General features: G+C 70.1%; 13 protein-coding genes and 1 riboswitch. Of the genes, 5 read left to right on the forward strand and 8 right to left on the reverse strand.

The window, feature by feature from the left end; all coding sequences use genetic code 11:
- Nucleotides 1–56 precede the first annotated feature (56 nt).
- Complete coding sequence (locus E1P53_RS06365) at nt 57–1,568, forward strand: bifunctional phosphatase PAP2/diacylglycerol kinase family protein (RefSeq protein WP_244941122.1); 1,512 nt, start codon at nt 57–59, stop codon at nt 1,566–1,568.
- A 124-nt stretch (nt 1,569–1,692) separates the two neighbouring features.
- On the opposite strand, the gene E1P53_RS06370 is transcribed toward E1P53_RS06365, so the two are convergent.
- A complete protein-coding gene (locus tag E1P53_RS06370; protein WP_006900661.1) occupies nt 1,693–2,109 on the reverse strand; it encodes a cytochrome c oxidase subunit 4 in 417 nt (138 codons plus the stop codon).
- 2 nt (nt 2,110–2,111) lie between these two features.
- Nucleotides 2,112–3,203 (reverse strand): aa3-type cytochrome oxidase subunit II, encoded by a 1,092-nt coding sequence (gene ctaC / locus E1P53_RS06375; protein WP_131733745.1) that lies wholly within the window; start codon nt 3,201–3,203, stop codon nt 2,112–2,114.
- Between the two features lie 337 nt (nt 3,204–3,540).
- Between ctaC and asnB the strand changes: the two genes are divergently transcribed.
- Complete coding sequence (asnB, locus tag E1P53_RS06380; protein ID WP_006900663.1) at nt 3,541–5,466, forward strand: asparagine synthase (glutamine-hydrolyzing); 1,926 nt, start codon at nt 3,541–3,543, stop codon at nt 5,464–5,466.
- A gap of 119 nt (nt 5,467–5,585) precedes the next feature.
- On the opposite strand, the gene E1P53_RS06385 is transcribed toward asnB, so the two are convergent.
- From E1P53_RS06385 to E1P53_RS06400, 4 genes are all read right to left on the reverse strand, one after another.
- Nucleotides 5,586–5,900: a DMT family transporter gene (locus E1P53_RS06385; protein ID WP_006900664.1), complete on the reverse strand. Its 315-nt coding sequence runs from the start codon at nt 5,898–5,900 to the stop codon at nt 5,586–5,588.
- 9 nt (nt 5,901–5,909) lie between these two features.
- A riboswitch (guanidine-III (ykkC-III) riboswitch) is annotated at nt 5,910–5,977 on the reverse strand.
- 138 nt (nt 5,978–6,115) lie between these two features.
- Nucleotides 6,116–7,087, reverse strand: a complete 972-nt coding sequence (locus E1P53_RS06390) for a carbohydrate kinase family protein (protein ID WP_181954807.1) — start codon at nt 7,085–7,087, stop codon at nt 6,116–6,118.
- A 142-nt stretch (nt 7,088–7,229) separates the two neighbouring features.
- Complete coding sequence (locus tag E1P53_RS06395) at nt 7,230–7,583, reverse strand: HesB/IscA family protein (RefSeq protein WP_006900666.1); 354 nt, start codon at nt 7,581–7,583, stop codon at nt 7,230–7,232.
- A 229-nt stretch (nt 7,584–7,812) separates the two neighbouring features.
- Nucleotides 7,813–8,883 (reverse strand): glycerate kinase family protein, encoded by a 1,071-nt coding sequence (locus E1P53_RS06400; protein ID WP_006900667.1) that lies wholly within the window; start codon nt 8,881–8,883, stop codon nt 7,813–7,815.
- A gap of 179 nt (nt 8,884–9,062) precedes the next feature.
- Between E1P53_RS06400 and E1P53_RS06405 the strand changes: the two genes are divergently transcribed.
- Genes E1P53_RS06405 through E1P53_RS06415 form a run of 3 tightly spaced genes read left to right on the forward strand, consistent with a single transcriptional unit; the run spans nt 9,063 to nt 12,399 of the window.
- Nucleotides 9,063–9,761, forward strand: a complete 699-nt coding sequence (locus E1P53_RS06405) for a DUF3043 domain-containing protein (protein ID WP_040526831.1) — start codon at nt 9,063–9,065, stop codon at nt 9,759–9,761.
- A 3-nt stretch (nt 9,762–9,764) separates the two neighbouring features.
- Nucleotides 9,765–11,600: a nicotinate-nucleotide--dimethylbenzimidazole phosphoribosyltransferase gene (gene cobT, locus E1P53_RS06410; RefSeq protein ID WP_131733747.1), complete on the forward strand. Its 1,836-nt coding sequence runs from the start codon at nt 9,765–9,767 to the stop codon at nt 11,598–11,600.
- Nucleotides 11,601–11,619: 19 nt separating this feature from the next.
- Nucleotides 11,620–12,399 carry an adenosylcobinamide-GDP ribazoletransferase gene (locus tag E1P53_RS06415; RefSeq protein ID WP_006900670.1) on the forward strand — a complete coding sequence of 260 codons (780 nt, stop codon included), beginning with the start codon at nt 11,620–11,622 and terminating at the stop codon, nt 12,397–12,399.
- An 82-nt stretch (nt 12,400–12,481) separates the two neighbouring features.
- Here E1P53_RS06415 and E1P53_RS06420 read toward each other — a convergent pair whose 3' ends face one another.
- Both E1P53_RS06420 and gcvT read right to left on the reverse strand, forming a co-directional pair.
- On the reverse strand, nt 12,482–13,588 hold the full coding sequence (locus E1P53_RS06420; RefSeq protein ID WP_040526832.1) for a branched-chain amino acid aminotransferase: 1,107 nt from the start codon (nt 13,586–13,588) through the stop codon (nt 12,482–12,484).
- A gap of 85 nt (nt 13,589–13,673) precedes the next feature.
- The gene (gcvT, locus tag E1P53_RS06425) at nt 13,674–14,777 is read right to left on the reverse strand and encodes a glycine cleavage system aminomethyltransferase GcvT (RefSeq protein ID WP_131733748.1); all 1,104 of its coding nucleotides are present in this window, start codon (nt 14,775–14,777) and stop codon (nt 13,674–13,676) included.
- Nucleotides 14,778–14,798: the final 21 nt, after the last annotated feature.

Below are 14,798 nucleotides of genomic sequence, written 5' to 3' on the forward strand. Positions count from 1 at the left end.
TCCCCTACCCCACCGTCTGCCCGCCGCCCTCGTCCGTTTGTGGCACCGTGGACGCCATGCGCGGTCCAGGCAACACGGCGTCGTTTCGGCTCCCGGCACGCGGGCTCTCCCAGATGGTCAGGGGCCTCGGTGCCCTCGACGCCGAGATCTACGAGAGCATCGCCCGCTCGCCCAGCCCGCTGCTCGACACGACCATGCCGGTGCTGTCCCGGGCCGCCGATCACTCGAAGCTCTGGATGGCGATCGCCGCCGGCCTCGCGATGTCCGGTCGACCGTCCCTGCAACGCGGTGCGGCTCGAGGGATGGCGTCGCTGGCGGTGACGAGCCTGGTGACCAATCAGGGCGCCAAGCGGATCCGACGCCGTGCGCGGCCTTCTCCGGGGCTGATCCCGCTCCCCCGCCGAGGGCGCCGGCAACCGACGTCCAACTCCCTGCCGTCCGGACACTCCGCCAGCGCAGCGGCTTTCGCGGTCGGCGTCGCCATCGAGAGCCCGCCCGCCGGGCTACTCCTGTCTGCTCTGGCGGGGCTCGTCGGCCTGTCCCGCATCGCGACGGGCGCACACTACCCAGGCGACGTCGTCATCGGCCTGGGCATCGGTGCCACGATCGCCACGATCGGCGCTCGGATCGTCCCGCCCATCACCGAACCCTCGCTGTCGCTTGCCGATCCGTGGATCGTCGACACCGGCGCGCGCCCGGACGGACGGGGTCTCGTCGTCGTGGTGAATCCGGCGTCCGCGGACGGCGAGGGACGCCGCGTCCTGGCCGAGATCCGCGCGGCGCTCCCCGCCGCCGAGATCGTCGAGCTCGGGGACGCCGACGACGTGCCCGCGGTCATGGCCGACGCGGCGTCGAGGGCCGAGGTGCTCGGGGTCGCCGGCGGCGACGGCACCGTGGCCTCCGCTGCGGCCGAGGCGATCGGCGCCGGGATTCCGCTCGCGGTGTTCCCCGCCGGCACGTTCAACCACTTCGCGCGCGACATCGGATGTGCGACGGTGTCCGACACCGTCGCGGCGGTGGCCTCGGGTTCGGGCTCACGCGTCGACGTCGTGTGGCTCAACGATTCTCGACTCATCCTCAACACGGCCAGCGTGGGCGCTCACCCGCACTTCGTCCGGGTCCGCGAACGGTTGCGTCATCGGATCAGCCGTCCCCTGGCGACCGCCACCGCGGTCTTCCGCGTGCTCCGAAAGGACCCGAGCGTCCGGATAGAGGTGGACGGGCGGGTGAGCGAGGTCTCGCTGTTCCTTCTCGGGAACTCGGTCTACCAGCCGACCGGATTCGTGCCGACGCGGCGTCTCCGACTCGACGACGGTCTACTCGACGTCCGCTACCTCGAAGCCGGCGGGAATCGGTCGACGGTCCGGCTGTTCGCCGCGCTGGCCGCCGGGCAGCTGCAGCGCTCGCGGCTCTATCACGAGATGCAGGTCCCCGAGTTCGCCTTCCGGAGCGTGGACGGCCCGATCGCGCTGTCGCACGACGGCGAGGTCGAGCAGACGCTCACCGAGGCCCGATTACGCGTGGACTATCGCAAGCTGGTCGTCTGTCGGCCCGCGCAGGTCCTCTGAGGCTCTCTTCGGCCCCGGGAGGGCAGCTCCCCGAGGTTTCGGACACCACCCCCATGGCCCCGCATACGAAAGACGCCCCCACCGAGACGGTGGGGGCGTCTTTCGCTGATGCTCTGAGAGTGTGTCAGTGCTTCTCGGGACCGACGTGGTACTCGAAGACGAGTCCGGCCGCGGTGCCCATGATCACGACCACCGCGAAGATCGCGAGCCAGAAGTTGGCGCTCGCGAAGCCGACGGCGAACATCGCCGCGCCGAGCGCGATCAGGATCGGCCACCAGGAGTGCGGGCTGAAGAAGCCCAGCTCGCCTGCGCCGTCCTCGATCTCGGCATCCTCGTAGTCCTCGGGGCGGATCTCCACGCGACGCGACACAAAGCGGAAGAACGTGCCGGCGATGAGGGTCAGGCCGCCCGCGAAGAACAGACCCACGACGCCGACCCACTCGATGCCCTTGGAGGTGAACACCGTGAAGATGGTGTAGGCGACGCCGGCCAGCGCGAAGAAGGCGGTGAGCATCTCAAAGATGCGGGCCTCGATCTTCATCGTCAGCTCTCCTTCTTGGTGCAGTTGGGGAGGGTCGTGTCATTCGGGTTGCCGGTGGCGGTCGCCGAGCCGTCGCTCTTGCGGCGGGTGTCGAACGGAGCCGTCACGACCGAACCCGGGACCTGGCAGATGGCCTGCAGCGCCTCGGCGTTGGTGGCCTTCGGGTTGGCCTGGCGGAAGCGGATGTAGGACTCGAAGTCCTCGGGCGACACCGCGCGGATCTCGAAGTTCATCATCGAGTGGTAGGTGCCGCACATCTCGGCGCAGCGGCCCACGAAGGCGCCGGTGCGATCGATCGAGCTGATCTGGAAGATCGGGTCGCTGGCGTTCTCCTTGGGGAACGGCAGGACGTCGCGCTTGTACAGGAACTCCGGGACCCAGAACGAGTGGATCACGTCGCCCGACGCGAGGTCGAACTCGATGCGCTTGCCGGTCGGCAGGACCAGAACCGGGATCTCGGTCGAGGTGCCGACGGTCTCGATCTTGTTGAACTTCAGGTAGTCGCGGATGTCATCGTCGCGACCGCCGGCGGGACCGGGCAGCTCGCCGCCGTGCTCACCCTCGACCTCGGGCTCGGCCTCGACCTCGTCGTCGCGCTGCGCCTGCAGCTGGAACGGGTTGCCGTCGGCCTCGAAGCCGTTGTAGGTGGTGCCGTCGTCGAAGATGACCTTGTTGTAGCCGAACTTCCAGTTCCACTGGAATGCGGTGACGTCGACGACGACCTTGGAGTCGTCGTTCTTCGCCTCGACGTCGTTCTGGACGATCACGGTGAAGTAGAACAGCACCGCGATGATCACGAACGGGATCGCCGTGTAGGTGAGCTCCAGCGGGACGTTGTACGCGGTCTGACGCGGGAACACGCCCTTCTTGGCGTCATTCGCCCGATGGAAAGTGATGGTCCAGAAGATCAGGGCCCAGACCAGAATGCCCATCAACAGTGCGGCGATGACCGACCAGGTCCAGAGGTCGACCATCTCCTTGCCCTGGGGCGTGATGCCCTCCGGCCAACCGAAACGCATCGCCTCACTGGCGTCGCATCCCGACATCAGCAGAGCGCCGAGTCCGAGAGCGGCGACCACTCCCAGTCGCTTCATCGCCCGCGACGCAGATGAGACACGCCGCGCTCGGGGCCGTCCACCGTGTGCCAATTTCACGCCTTCCTGCTCGCTCACCGGCGCCCTCGCGCCGTGGTGAGTGCATGCCACATGACCTGCACAGGGCAAGTACCGGCCGCACACATACGACCAAGTCTTGCACCTAGTACTACGCAGCGTAGACCAACCGGCGGAAGCTTTCGTGATTGGGTCTTGATCCGGTCGTGTCAGGGCACGCCAGATCGGAATCCCGCTGGTCGCTCAGGCATACTCGGACGCGACCCGGCGACGAGCCGGGCACTCGATTCGCCTGCGAAAAGATTGGGGACTAGCCAACGTGTGTGGTCTGCTCGGCCTTCTGACATCCGACCGGACGGCCGCCGAGGTCGTCGACGCGGTGGCGACGGCCTCGCACTGCATGCGGCATCGCGGCCCGGACGAACCGGGCACCTGGCACGACGAGGACATCGTCTTCGGGTTCAACCGGCTGTCGATCATCGACATCGAGCACTCCCACCAGCCCCTGCGGTGGGGCCCGCCGGAGAATCCCGAGCGATACGCCCTGGTCTTCAACGGCGAGATCTACAACTACCTGGAGATCCGCGAGGAACTCGCCCGCGACGAGGGCGCGACCTTCCGCACCGAGGGCGACGGCGAGGCCATCGTCGCGGCCTTCCACCACTGGGGCCCGGACGCGGTCCGGCGGTTGCGCGGCATGTTCGCCTTCGCCATCTGGGACACCGAGAACCGATCGCTGTTCCTGGCGCGCGATCCGTTCGGCATCAAGCCGCTGTTCGTCGCCACCGGCCCGGGCGGGCTCGTCTTCGGCAGTGAGAAGAAGAGCCTGCTCGAGCTGATCGAGCGCGTCGGGCTCGGCAAGGAGCTCGATCCGCGCGCCATCGAGCACTACACGGTGCTGCAGTACGTCCCCGAGCCGGAGACCGTCCACACGTCGATCCGCCGGCTCGAGTCCGGGTGCCACGCGACGGCGACCCCCGGCAGCCCGCTGTCGGTGCGGCGCTACTTCACCCCGCAGTTCGGCGTGAAGCCGTTCACCGACGCGACGCGGCAGAAGCGGTACGACGAGATCGCCGACGTGCTGGCCGACTCGGTGGCCAAGCACATGCGCGCCGACGTGACCGTCGGTTCGTTCCTGTCGGGCGGCATCGACTCGACGGCCATCGCCGCCCTGGCGATCCGGCACAACCCGGACCTGATCACGTTCACCACCGGCTTCGAGCGCGAGGGGTACTCGGAGATCGACGTCGCGGCGGAGTCGGCCGAGGCGATCGGCGCGCGCCACGTCGTCAAGGTCGTCAGCCCGTCGGAGTTCATCGAGGCCCTGCCGGCGATCGTCTGGTACCTCGACGACCCCGTCGCCGACCCGGCCTTGGTCCCCCTCTACTTCGTCGCGGCCGAGGCCCGCAAGCACGTCAAGGTGGTGCTGTCCGGCGAGGGCGCCGACGAGTTGTTCGGCGGCTACACCATCTACAAGGAGCCGCTGTCGCTCGCGGCCTTCGACCGTCTCCCCCGCTCCCTGCGCCGGCTGGCCGGCAAGGTCTCCGATCGAATCCCGGAGGGCACCCGCGGAAAGAGCCTGCTGCATCGCGGATCGCTGACCCTGGAGGAGCGCTACTACGGCAACGCCCGCAGCTTCGACGACGCACGGCTGCGCGCCGTCTTGCGCGACTACCGGCCGGAGTGGACCCACACCGACGTCACCGCCCCGATCTACCGGATGAGCGAGGGCTGGGATCCGGTGGCGCGCATGCAGCACCTCGACCTGTTCACCTGGCTGCGCGGCGACATCCTGGTCAAGGCCGACAAGATCACGATGGCCAACTCCCTCGAGCTGCGTGTGCCGTTCCTGGACCCGGAGGTGTTCGCGGTCGCCGAGCGCCTCCCCCACGACGAGAAGATCGCGCACGGCACCACCAAGTACGCGCTGCGCAAGGCGCTCGAGCAGATCGTCCCGGCGCACGTGCTGCATCGCAAGAAGCTCGGCTTCCCGGTGCCGATCAGGCATTGGCTGGCCGGCACCGAGATGTACGACTGGGCGCACGACGTCATCACCAAGAGCCAGACCGACCACATCTTCGACAAGGCCGCGGTCATCAAGATGCTCGAGGAGCACCGCGAGGGCGAGGTCGACAACAGCCGCCGCCTGTGGACCGTCCTGATCTTCATGCTGTGGCACGGCATCTTCGTCGAGGGGACGATCGTGCCGCAGATCGTCGACCACACCTACCCGGTTCGGCTGTAGCGCCCGGCCTCACGCCGAGAAGCCCCCCGGAAGACGCCCTCCACAGGCCTGCCGACGCCGATGCGTCGTTCGCGGGCCTCCCGAGGACCGAATCCGGGGGCGGTTTCGTCTCGTGCGACTCAGTGGGCGAGCTTCAGCCCGATCACCCCGCCGACGATCATCACCAGACACAGGACCTTGACGACGGACAGGGTCTGTTCGCCCGTCATCGCGGCGTAGACGACGGTGAGGGTCGCACCGATCCCGACCCAGACGGCGTATGCGGTGCCGACCGGCAGTTCCCGCATCGCGTAGGCCAGGCCACCCATGCTCGCGGCCAGCGCCACGAAGAAGATCGCCGTCGGCACGAGCTTGGTGAAGCCCTCGGACCTGCCGAGCGCGGTGGCCCACACCGCTTCGAGAACACCGGAGATCACCAGGACCAGCCAGGACACGACAACCTCCTCGGGCCGTCTTGTCGCGTTCCGGGTACGGCACCCCTCGTCCGGGAGTCCAGGTGGGCGGACTCTGGCTCCACGTTGGCACATCGCCGCTCCACCCGGCAATGTCAGGCCGGTCACCGGCGTCGCACCCGGCGGACGACGGAAAACGGGTGGCACGGGCCCCGGTCGGACGCCGGGGCACATGCCACCCGTTCGGTGGGTTCGGATCAGAACGCGGCCTTGATCTCCGCCGCGGCCTCGACGCCGTAGGCGCCCTCGATGCGGGACAGCGCCTCGTCGAGGTCCCACGACCAGTCCTGCGTCGACACGGTCTCGAGAACCAGCACCGCGACCATCGAACCGACCTGCGCGGCGCGCTCGTAGGACAGTCCCTTCGTCAAAGCCGACAGGAAGCCGGCGCGGAAGCCGTCGCCGACGCCGGTCGGGTCGACCTTCTCCTTCTCCGGCACGACGCCGACGTGAATCCGGGTGCCCTCGCGGTCGACGATCTCGACGCCGTCCTTGCCCAGGGTGGTGATGCGGGTGCCGACCAGTTCGGCGACCTGGACCTCGGACAACCCGGTCTTCTGGCGGAGCAGGCCCCACTCGTATTCGTTGGTGAACAGGTAGGTCGCGCCCTCGATGAGCGCACGGGCCTGCTCGCCGTCGAGACGGGCGAGCTGCTGGCTGGGGTCGGCCGCGAACGGGATGCCCGCGGCACGGCAGGCCTGCGTGTGCCCGATCATCGCGTCGGGGTCGTCGGCGCCGATGAGCACGAGGTCGGGGTCGCCGGTCTCGGCGATGACGTCGGCGAGCCGGATGTCGCGGCTCTCGCTCATCGCACCCGGGTAGAACGAGGCGAGCTGGGCCATCGTCGTGTCGGTGGTGCACATGAAGCGGGCGGTGTGCTGGGTCTCCGACACCCGGACGCCGCGGCAGTCGACGCCGTTGGACTCGAGCCACTGACGGTATTCGGCGAAGTCCGCGCCGACGGCGCCGACGAGGACCGGCTTGCCGCCGAGCTGGCCGAGGGCGTAGCAGATGTTGCCGCCGACGCCGCCGCGGCGGACGACGAGATCCTCCACCAGGAAGCTCAGGGAGATGTGTTCGAGCTGGTCCCCGAGGAACTGCTCGGAGAACTTCCCGGGGAACTTCATCAGATGGTCGGTTGCGATGGACCCGCATACAACGATTGCCACTGGCGCTCTCAGCCCTTCAGGTGGTGGGACGGACAGCTGTCCACGCTACCCAACCGGTCCCGCCAGACGACACCGGCCGCGTCCCGAGGTGGGACGCGGCCGGTTGACGGTCGACGGCGCGAGGCCGTCGTGAGGGAGAAACTCAGTTGAACGAGTCGCCGCAGGCGCAGCTGCCCGTCGCGTTCGGGTTGTCGATGGTGAAACCCTGCTTCTCGATGGTGTCGACGAAGTCGATCGTCGCGCCCTGCACGTACGGGGCGCTCATGCGGTCGACGGCCAGCGTGACGCCGCCGAAGTCGGCGGTGAGGTCACCGTCGAGGGTGCGGTCGTCGAAGAACAGCTGGTAGCGCAGGCCGGCACATCCACCGGGCTGCACGGCGATACGCAGTGCCAGGTCGTCGCGACCCTCCTGATCGAGCAGTGCCTTCGCCTTGGCGGCGGCTGCGTCGGTGAGGATGACGCCGGTGGCAGTACCCGTTTCGTTCTGCACGGTCATAGATGCTCCTGTTGTGGTGTGGTCCCGGGATGGGCTCGTCCCAGCGCCTCGGCGTGGTGCCCGAAGCGAGGAGACACGCACCGTTCGCCGGGAGGTCGACCGGTTGTGCCCGTGACTACAACCGTACCCCTCGACGCGGTATTCCCGCCCATTCGCTCCAGGGTTTGCCGACGTCGGGCCGCTGGTCCCGGCGCTCCCGGCTCAGGAACCGGGACCGCCGTGGCGCCGGTCAGTCCCCCATCGACGCCGCCACCCCGGCCGCGAGCCTTCCGAGCTGGTTCTCCGCATCCTTCATCGCGACCTCCACAGAGCCGGCGACGTCGACGATCGCGTGGGCCCCGGCGATGCCTGCCGCGGCGATCTCCTCCGGCGTGAGGGTCACCTGCCCGGCCAGCACCAGGGTCGTCGCCCCCGCGCCGCCCGCCCCGACGGTCTTCGCCAGCGAGTGCAGCGCCGAGACCACCTTGCCCCGCAGGGTCTGGGAGTCGAATTTCCCCTCTCCGGTGACGACCAGGTCCGACGCCGCGACCTCGGCCTCCAGCCCGGTCGCCTCGGCGACGACGGTCGCGCCCGACACCCGCGTCCCGCCGAGGGCGATGAGTGCGGCGCCGAGGCCTCCCGCGGCACCGGCACCGGCATCGCCGGTGATGTCGCGGCCCGCGATCCCGCTCAGCACCGACGCCCACTCGGCCAATCGCCTCTCCAGGAGTTCGACGGTGTCCGGGTCGGCACCCTTCTGCGGACCGAACACCGCCGCGGCGCCGAGCGGGCCCAGCAGCGGGTTCTCCACATCCGACGCGACGACGATCTCGACGTCGCGCACGAGCCGCGCCGCCGCCTCCGGCCCCCCGAGTGCGTCCACGAGGCCGGCACCGCCGTCGGTGGTCGCGCTGCCGCCGAGGCCCACCACGAGGCGTCGGGCGCCCGCCGCCACCGCGGCCCGCACGAGCTCCCCCACCCCGTGGGTGGTCGCCGAGACCGCGGTGCGCGGGGTGGGCCGGCCGCCGAGCTGGTGGAGTCCGCAGGCCTGGGCGCACTCGACGTAGGCGGTCGCCGAATCCGCGTCGTGGAGCCAGCGAGCGGTGACCCCGGCGCCGAGCGGACCGTGCACGTCCTCGGTGACGACGGTGCCGAACCTCGATGCCAGCACGTCGACGAAGCCCGGCCCGCCGTCGGACTGCGGCGCGGTCACCAGGACGTCCGACGGTCGTGCCGATCCCCAGCCACGGGCGATCGCCTGCGCGGCCGCCACCGCGGACATGGTGTCGCCGAAGGAATCCGGCGCGATCAGGACATGCACCCCGGCCTCCTCGCCGATCGAGGGGCGCGGTGGGCAAGCGCCGCCGACCCCGGTTCAGACCTCGAAGTATAGGAGCGCCACCGGCACCCGGCAGGGTGAGCGATCGGTCCGCCGACCGTCCCCCGGAAAGCGACGACCACGCGATTCGACCGCGATCGGCATCCCCTAGTCTCGTAGTCGTGAAGCTGCCATGGAAGAAGGACGAGTCGCCGGCGGAATCCGGCGACGGCTCGGTGTCCCTTGCGAAGGAGAACGAATCGACCGACACGTCGGCCGAGGAGACCTCCACGACCAAGAAGGGCAGCAAGTACACCCCCGGCAAGGGACGCCCGACGCCCAAGCGCCGCGAGGCGGAGAACCGTCGCCGCGGTCCGGTGCCGCCGCCGCCGACGACCCGCGCCGAGGCCCGCGCGCGCCGCAAGGAACTCAAGTCGACCCTCTCCAAGGAGGAGAAGAAGGCGCTGGCCGCCGAGCGTCGTGCCAAGCGCCTCGAGCAGCGCGAGCGGATGATGGAGGGCGACGAGGCCTTCCTCATGCCCCGCGACAAGGGTCCCGTGCGCCGCTACGCCCGCGACATCGTCGATTCCCGGCGCAACTTCGCGGGCCTGTTCATGCCGTTCGCCATCGTGCTGATCGTGCTGATGTTCCTGGTGCCCCAGCTCGCGGCGATCACCAACCTGCTGCTCCTGGCCTTCGTCGTCCTGATGGCGATCGACGGCATCATCCTCGGCCGGATCGTGAATCGTCGTGTGGCCGAACGCTTCCCGGACACCGCAGACGGTGGTTTCAAGCTCGGCTGGTACTCGTTCACCCGCGCCATGCAGCTGCGGAAGATGCGGGCCCCGCGGCCGATGGTCTCGCACGGCGACGAAGTCTGATCCATGACCGGTCGCGCTGTGCGCACGCTCGTTCTCGGTGGTGTGCGGTCGGGTAAATCGGCGTACGGCGAGTCGCTGTTGGGCTCGCACCGGCAGGTCCGCTATCTGGCGACCGGGTCGCGGACGTCGACCGACGCCGAGTGGCTGGCCCGGATCGCCGCCCACCGGGATCGCCGCGACGATCGTCACATCACGATCGAGACCACCGACCTCGCCGGCGAGCTCCGCGCCGCCCCCGACATCCCGGTGATCGTCGACGACCTCGGCAGCTGGCTCACCGCGCGGGTCGATGCGCTCGGCGGGTGGGAGTCCGGTGACGTCGACCTCGACCCCGAGATCGCCGACCTGTGTGATGCGTTGCGCGGCATGAACGCCGACACCGTGGTCATCAGTTCCGAGGTCGGCCTGTCGCTGGTGTCGTCGACCCCGGCCGGACGACTCTTCCAGGATCTGCTGGGCACGCTGAACGCCGCCGTCGCGCAGGCCTGCGACCGGGTGTCGCTGGTGATCGCCGGGCGTGTCCTCGACCTTCCGCGCGGCGAGTTCGACGCGTCGCCGGTTCCGCCGACAGCCGCCGAGCAGGCCCCGAACGACCGGACATCGAACGACCAGACATCGAACAACCAGGCCGAGGAAGCCCCGGCGAACGCCCCCGAGACCGCGATAGCGGCCACGCCCGCTCCCGGCACGGCCGGCCCCCCGGCCGCCAGGACCCGGGTCGCGGCCACCCCGGTCGCCGCCGACGCCTCCGACCTCCCCGACCCCACGGACGCGGAGATCTTCCCCGCCGTCACGCCGCCCGACGAGGCGGTCGCGTTCACCGCGCGGGAACGGCAGAACTCGCTGACCAAGCCGCCGGGCTCACTGGGGCGTCTCGAGGAGATCGGCGTGTGGATCGCCGCGTGCCAGGGACAGTGCCCGCCGGCGCCGATCGTCAAGCCGGCCGTCGTGGTCTTCGCCGGTGACCACGGCGTCGCCCGCGGCGGCGTCTCGGCCTTCCCGCCCGAGGTCACCGCGCAGATGGTCGCCAACATCGAGCACGGCGGCGCCGCGGTCAACGTGCTCGCGGCACGGGCCGGCGCCTCGGTGACGGTCGTCGACATGTCGGTCGACGCCGACACCGCCCCACACCTGTCGACCTACAAGGTCCGCCGCTCCAGCGAGGACCTGCGCACGACCGACGCGATCACGATCGCCGAGGCCCGTGCGGCGCTGGCCGCCGGGCGCGCCATCGCCGACCGTCTCGTCGACTCGGGCAGCGACCTGCTGATCGCCGGCGAGATGGGCATCGGCAACACCACCCCGGCGACGGTCCTCGTCGGCGCCCTGACCCGGCGGGAGCCCGTCGAGATCGTCGGCCGCGGAACGGGTGTCGACGACCACGGGTGGATGCGCAAGACGGCGGCGATCCGCGACGGCATGCGGCGCGCCCGCAAGGTGGTGCACGATCCGCTGGCCCTGCTCGCGGCGGTCGGCGGTGCCGACCTCACCGCCGTCGCGGGCTTCCTCGCGCAGGCGGCGGTGCGCCGGACGCCGGTGATCCTCGACGGTCTGGTGATCACGGCCGCGGCGATGGTCGCCGACGCGCTCGCCCCGGGCGCGACGCGCTGGTGGATCGCCGGCCACCGGTCGGTGGAGCCGGCCCATCAGATCGCCCTCGACCATCTCGACCTGAAACCCGTCCTGGAGATGTCCATGCGTCTCGGCGAGGGCAGCGGCGCGGTCCTGGCGCTGCCGATCGTGCAGTCAGCGGTGGACATCATGACCTCGATGACGACCTTCGACGAGGCCGGTGTCGCCGGTCGCGACGACTCCCCCGCCGACGTCGAGATCCCCTGAGTCACCGGACGGCACGGCGATGATCTCACCGGTGCGGGCCGTCCGGACGGCGCTCGGTTGGATGACCGTCGTTCCCGTGGGCGCCGGCGGTGAGGAGACCCCCGACCGCGAACTGGGCGGGGCGGTGCTCGCCGCGCTGCCCGTCGTCGGCGCGCTCCTCGGGGCGGCTGCGGCCGGGATCGCCTACGGGCTGGGGCACACCGGTCTGCCGATCGCGCTGATCGGCGTGCTGGTCGTCGCCGCCCTGGCATTGCTCACCCGCGGCATGCATCTCGACGGTCTCGCCGACACCGCCGACGGACTGGGTTGTTACGGACCGCCCGACCGGGTCGCCGAGGTGATGCGCAGCGGGACCGTCGGACCGTTCGGTGTCGCCACGCTGGTCCTCACGCTCGGGGTGCAGGCCACGGGGATCGCCGGTCTCGCCGCCGGATCACGTTGGTACGAGCTCGCTTTCGCTGTCGCCCTGGGGCGCCTGGGCGCCGTCATCGGTGCCCGCCGCGCGCTGGGTCCGGCTCACCCCGACGGCTTCGGCGCCCTCGCCGCGGGCACGCAGCAGACCTCGATCCCGGTGTGGCTCGCGGTGTTCGCCGTCGCGACGCTGCCGATGGGCTGGGACGGCGACGGTGCCGACGTGACCGCGCTGGTGCAGGGCTGGCTCGTCCTGGCGGCCGTCGCCGGATTCGGCCTGCTCTTCACCCGCCACTGCGCCCGGCGCATGGGCGGCGTCACCGGTGACGTCCTCGGCGCGACCATCGAGCTCTGCGTCGCGATCGCCGTCGTCGGCCTGCTGCTCTGACCTCCGGCCGGGCGACCTTCCCCGAAAACGGCTCTGGCGTCACGATCGTGAGACCGTGACGCCAGAACGCGAGAGTGTTCCCTTACGGGCGGTAGAGCTCCGTCATCCACCCGTGGGTGTCGGCGAAGGTGCCGCGCTGGATGCCGGTGAGCGTGTCGCGCAGCGCCTGCGTGACCTCGCCGGTCTTTCCGTCGTTGATCGTGTAGTCCTCGTCGACGCCCTTGACGCGGCCGACCGGGGTGATCACGGCGGCGGTGCCACACGCGAAGACCTCGGTGATGTCACCGGACGCGACGCCCTTGCGCAGCTCGTCGGTGCTGATCTTGCGCTCCTCGACCGCGAAGCCGGCGTCGGTGGCCAGCGTCAGCAGCGAGTCGCGGGTGATGCCCGGCAGCAGCGACCCCGACAGCTCGGGGGTCACCAGGCGGGCGTCGGCGCCGGAGCCGAACACGAAGAACAGGTTCATGCCGCCCATCTCCTCGATGTAGCGGCGCTCGATCGCGTCGAGCCAGACCACCTGGTCGCAGCCCTGCTCGGTGGCCTGGCGCTGCGCGAGGAAGGCCGCGGCGTAGTTGCCGCCGCACTTGGCGAAGCCGGTGCCGCCCGGGGCCGCCCGCACGTACTCGGTGGACAGCCACACGCTGACCGGCTTGATGCCGCCGGAGAAGTACGCACCGGCCGGCGAGGCGATCACGGCGTAGATGTACTCCGTCGACGGAGCGTTGACGCCGAGGCCGGCCTGCGAGGCGAACATGAACGGCCGCAGGTAGAGCGACTCCTCGCCGCCTGACGGCGGGACCCACTCGTGGTCGGCCTCGAGGAGCGCCTTGAGCGAGGCGATGAAGTCCTCGGTCGGCAGCGGCGGCATCGCGAGACGCTCGGCGCTGCGCTGCAGACGCTCGGCGTTGGCCTCGGGGCGGAACGCGGCGATCGAGCCGTCGGGCTGACGGTAGGCCTTGAGGCCCTCGAAGATCTCCTGACCGTAGTGGAGCACCATCGCCGACGGGTCCAGCGCGATCGGCCCGTAGGGGCGTACCTGCGCGTTGTACCAACCCTTGTCGTGGGCGTAGTCGATCATCACCATGTTGTCGGTGAAGTGACGGCCGAAGCCGGGTGCGGCCAGGATTTCCGCACGCTGGTTCTCCGAAACCGGATGGGGATGCTCGGTACGCTTGAACTCCAAGGTCATGGGGTCCATCGTACCGCCGGGTACAACCGCGTTTACGCGCCCATGGGGCATTCCGGCCCTATTCCGGACGGCCCAAGGACTTTCGCTACACGTGCGAGGGCACGAACGGGGGGATGACCACCTCGCACGGCAGATCCCGCCCGCGCACGTCGATCACGACCTCGTCGCCCTTCTTCACACCCGACGCGGTGTCGAGGAGCGCGAGCGCGATGCCCTGCTTCAGCGTCGGCGAGAAGGTCCCCGACGTGCACTCCCCGATCACGGTGTCGCCCAGCCGGACCGCGCAGCCGGCACGCGGCACGCCGCGTCCGACGGCCTTCAGTCCGTACAGGCGACGGGCCGGCCCGTTCTCCTTCTCCGCCAGCAGCGCGTCGCGCCCGAAGAACGACGGCTTGTCCCAGCCGACGGCCCAGCTCGACCGCGCCTGCACCGGCGAGATCTCCGGGCTCAGCTCGTGCCCGTGCAGCGCGTATCCCATCTCGGTGCGCAGGGTGTCGCGGGCACCGAGACCGGCCGCCTGGCCGCCCGCGGCGGCGACCGCCTCGTACAGCGTGTCGAAGACGGCGCCGGCGTCGTCCCACCGGGGCAGGACCTCGTAGCCGCGTTCGCCGGTGTAGCCGGTGCGACACACGCGGACCGGCTTGGGCCCGTCGGCGGTGGACAGCTCGGCGTCGGCGAAGGCCATGTACTCGATGTCGGCGGGCAGGCCGAGTCCGGCGAGGACCTCGGGCGAGCGCGGCCCCTGCACCGCGAACACCGCGAACTCGCGATGCTGGTCGACCACCGAGATACCTTCGGGCGCAACCTCTTTCAACTTCGCCACGACCGTCGCCGTGTTGGCCGCGTTGGGCACCAGGAAGACCTCGTCGTCACCGACGAGGTAGGCGATCAGGTCGTCGACGACCCCGCCGCTCTCGTTGCAGCACAGGGTGTACTGCGCCTTGCCGGGGGCGATCTTGCGCAGGTCGTTGGTGAGGGTCGAGTTCACGAACTCCGCGGCACCGGGACCGGAGACCAGCGCCTTGCCGAGGTGGCTGACGTCGAAGATCGCCACCGCCTCGCGGACGGCGGTGTGTTCGGCGACGGTGCCCGCGTAGGACACCGGCATGTTCCATCCGCCGAATTCGGCGAAGGTCGCACCGAGTGCGGCGTGACGGTCTGCGATCGGGCCGGCAAGGAGTTCGCTCATGGGCTCTACGCTAACGGGCGC

Origin of the sequence: Gordonia paraffinivorans (assembly GCF_900683595.1) — a bacterium.
GTDB lineage: Bacteria > Actinomycetota > Actinomycetes > Mycobacteriales > Mycobacteriaceae > Gordonia > Gordonia paraffinivorans.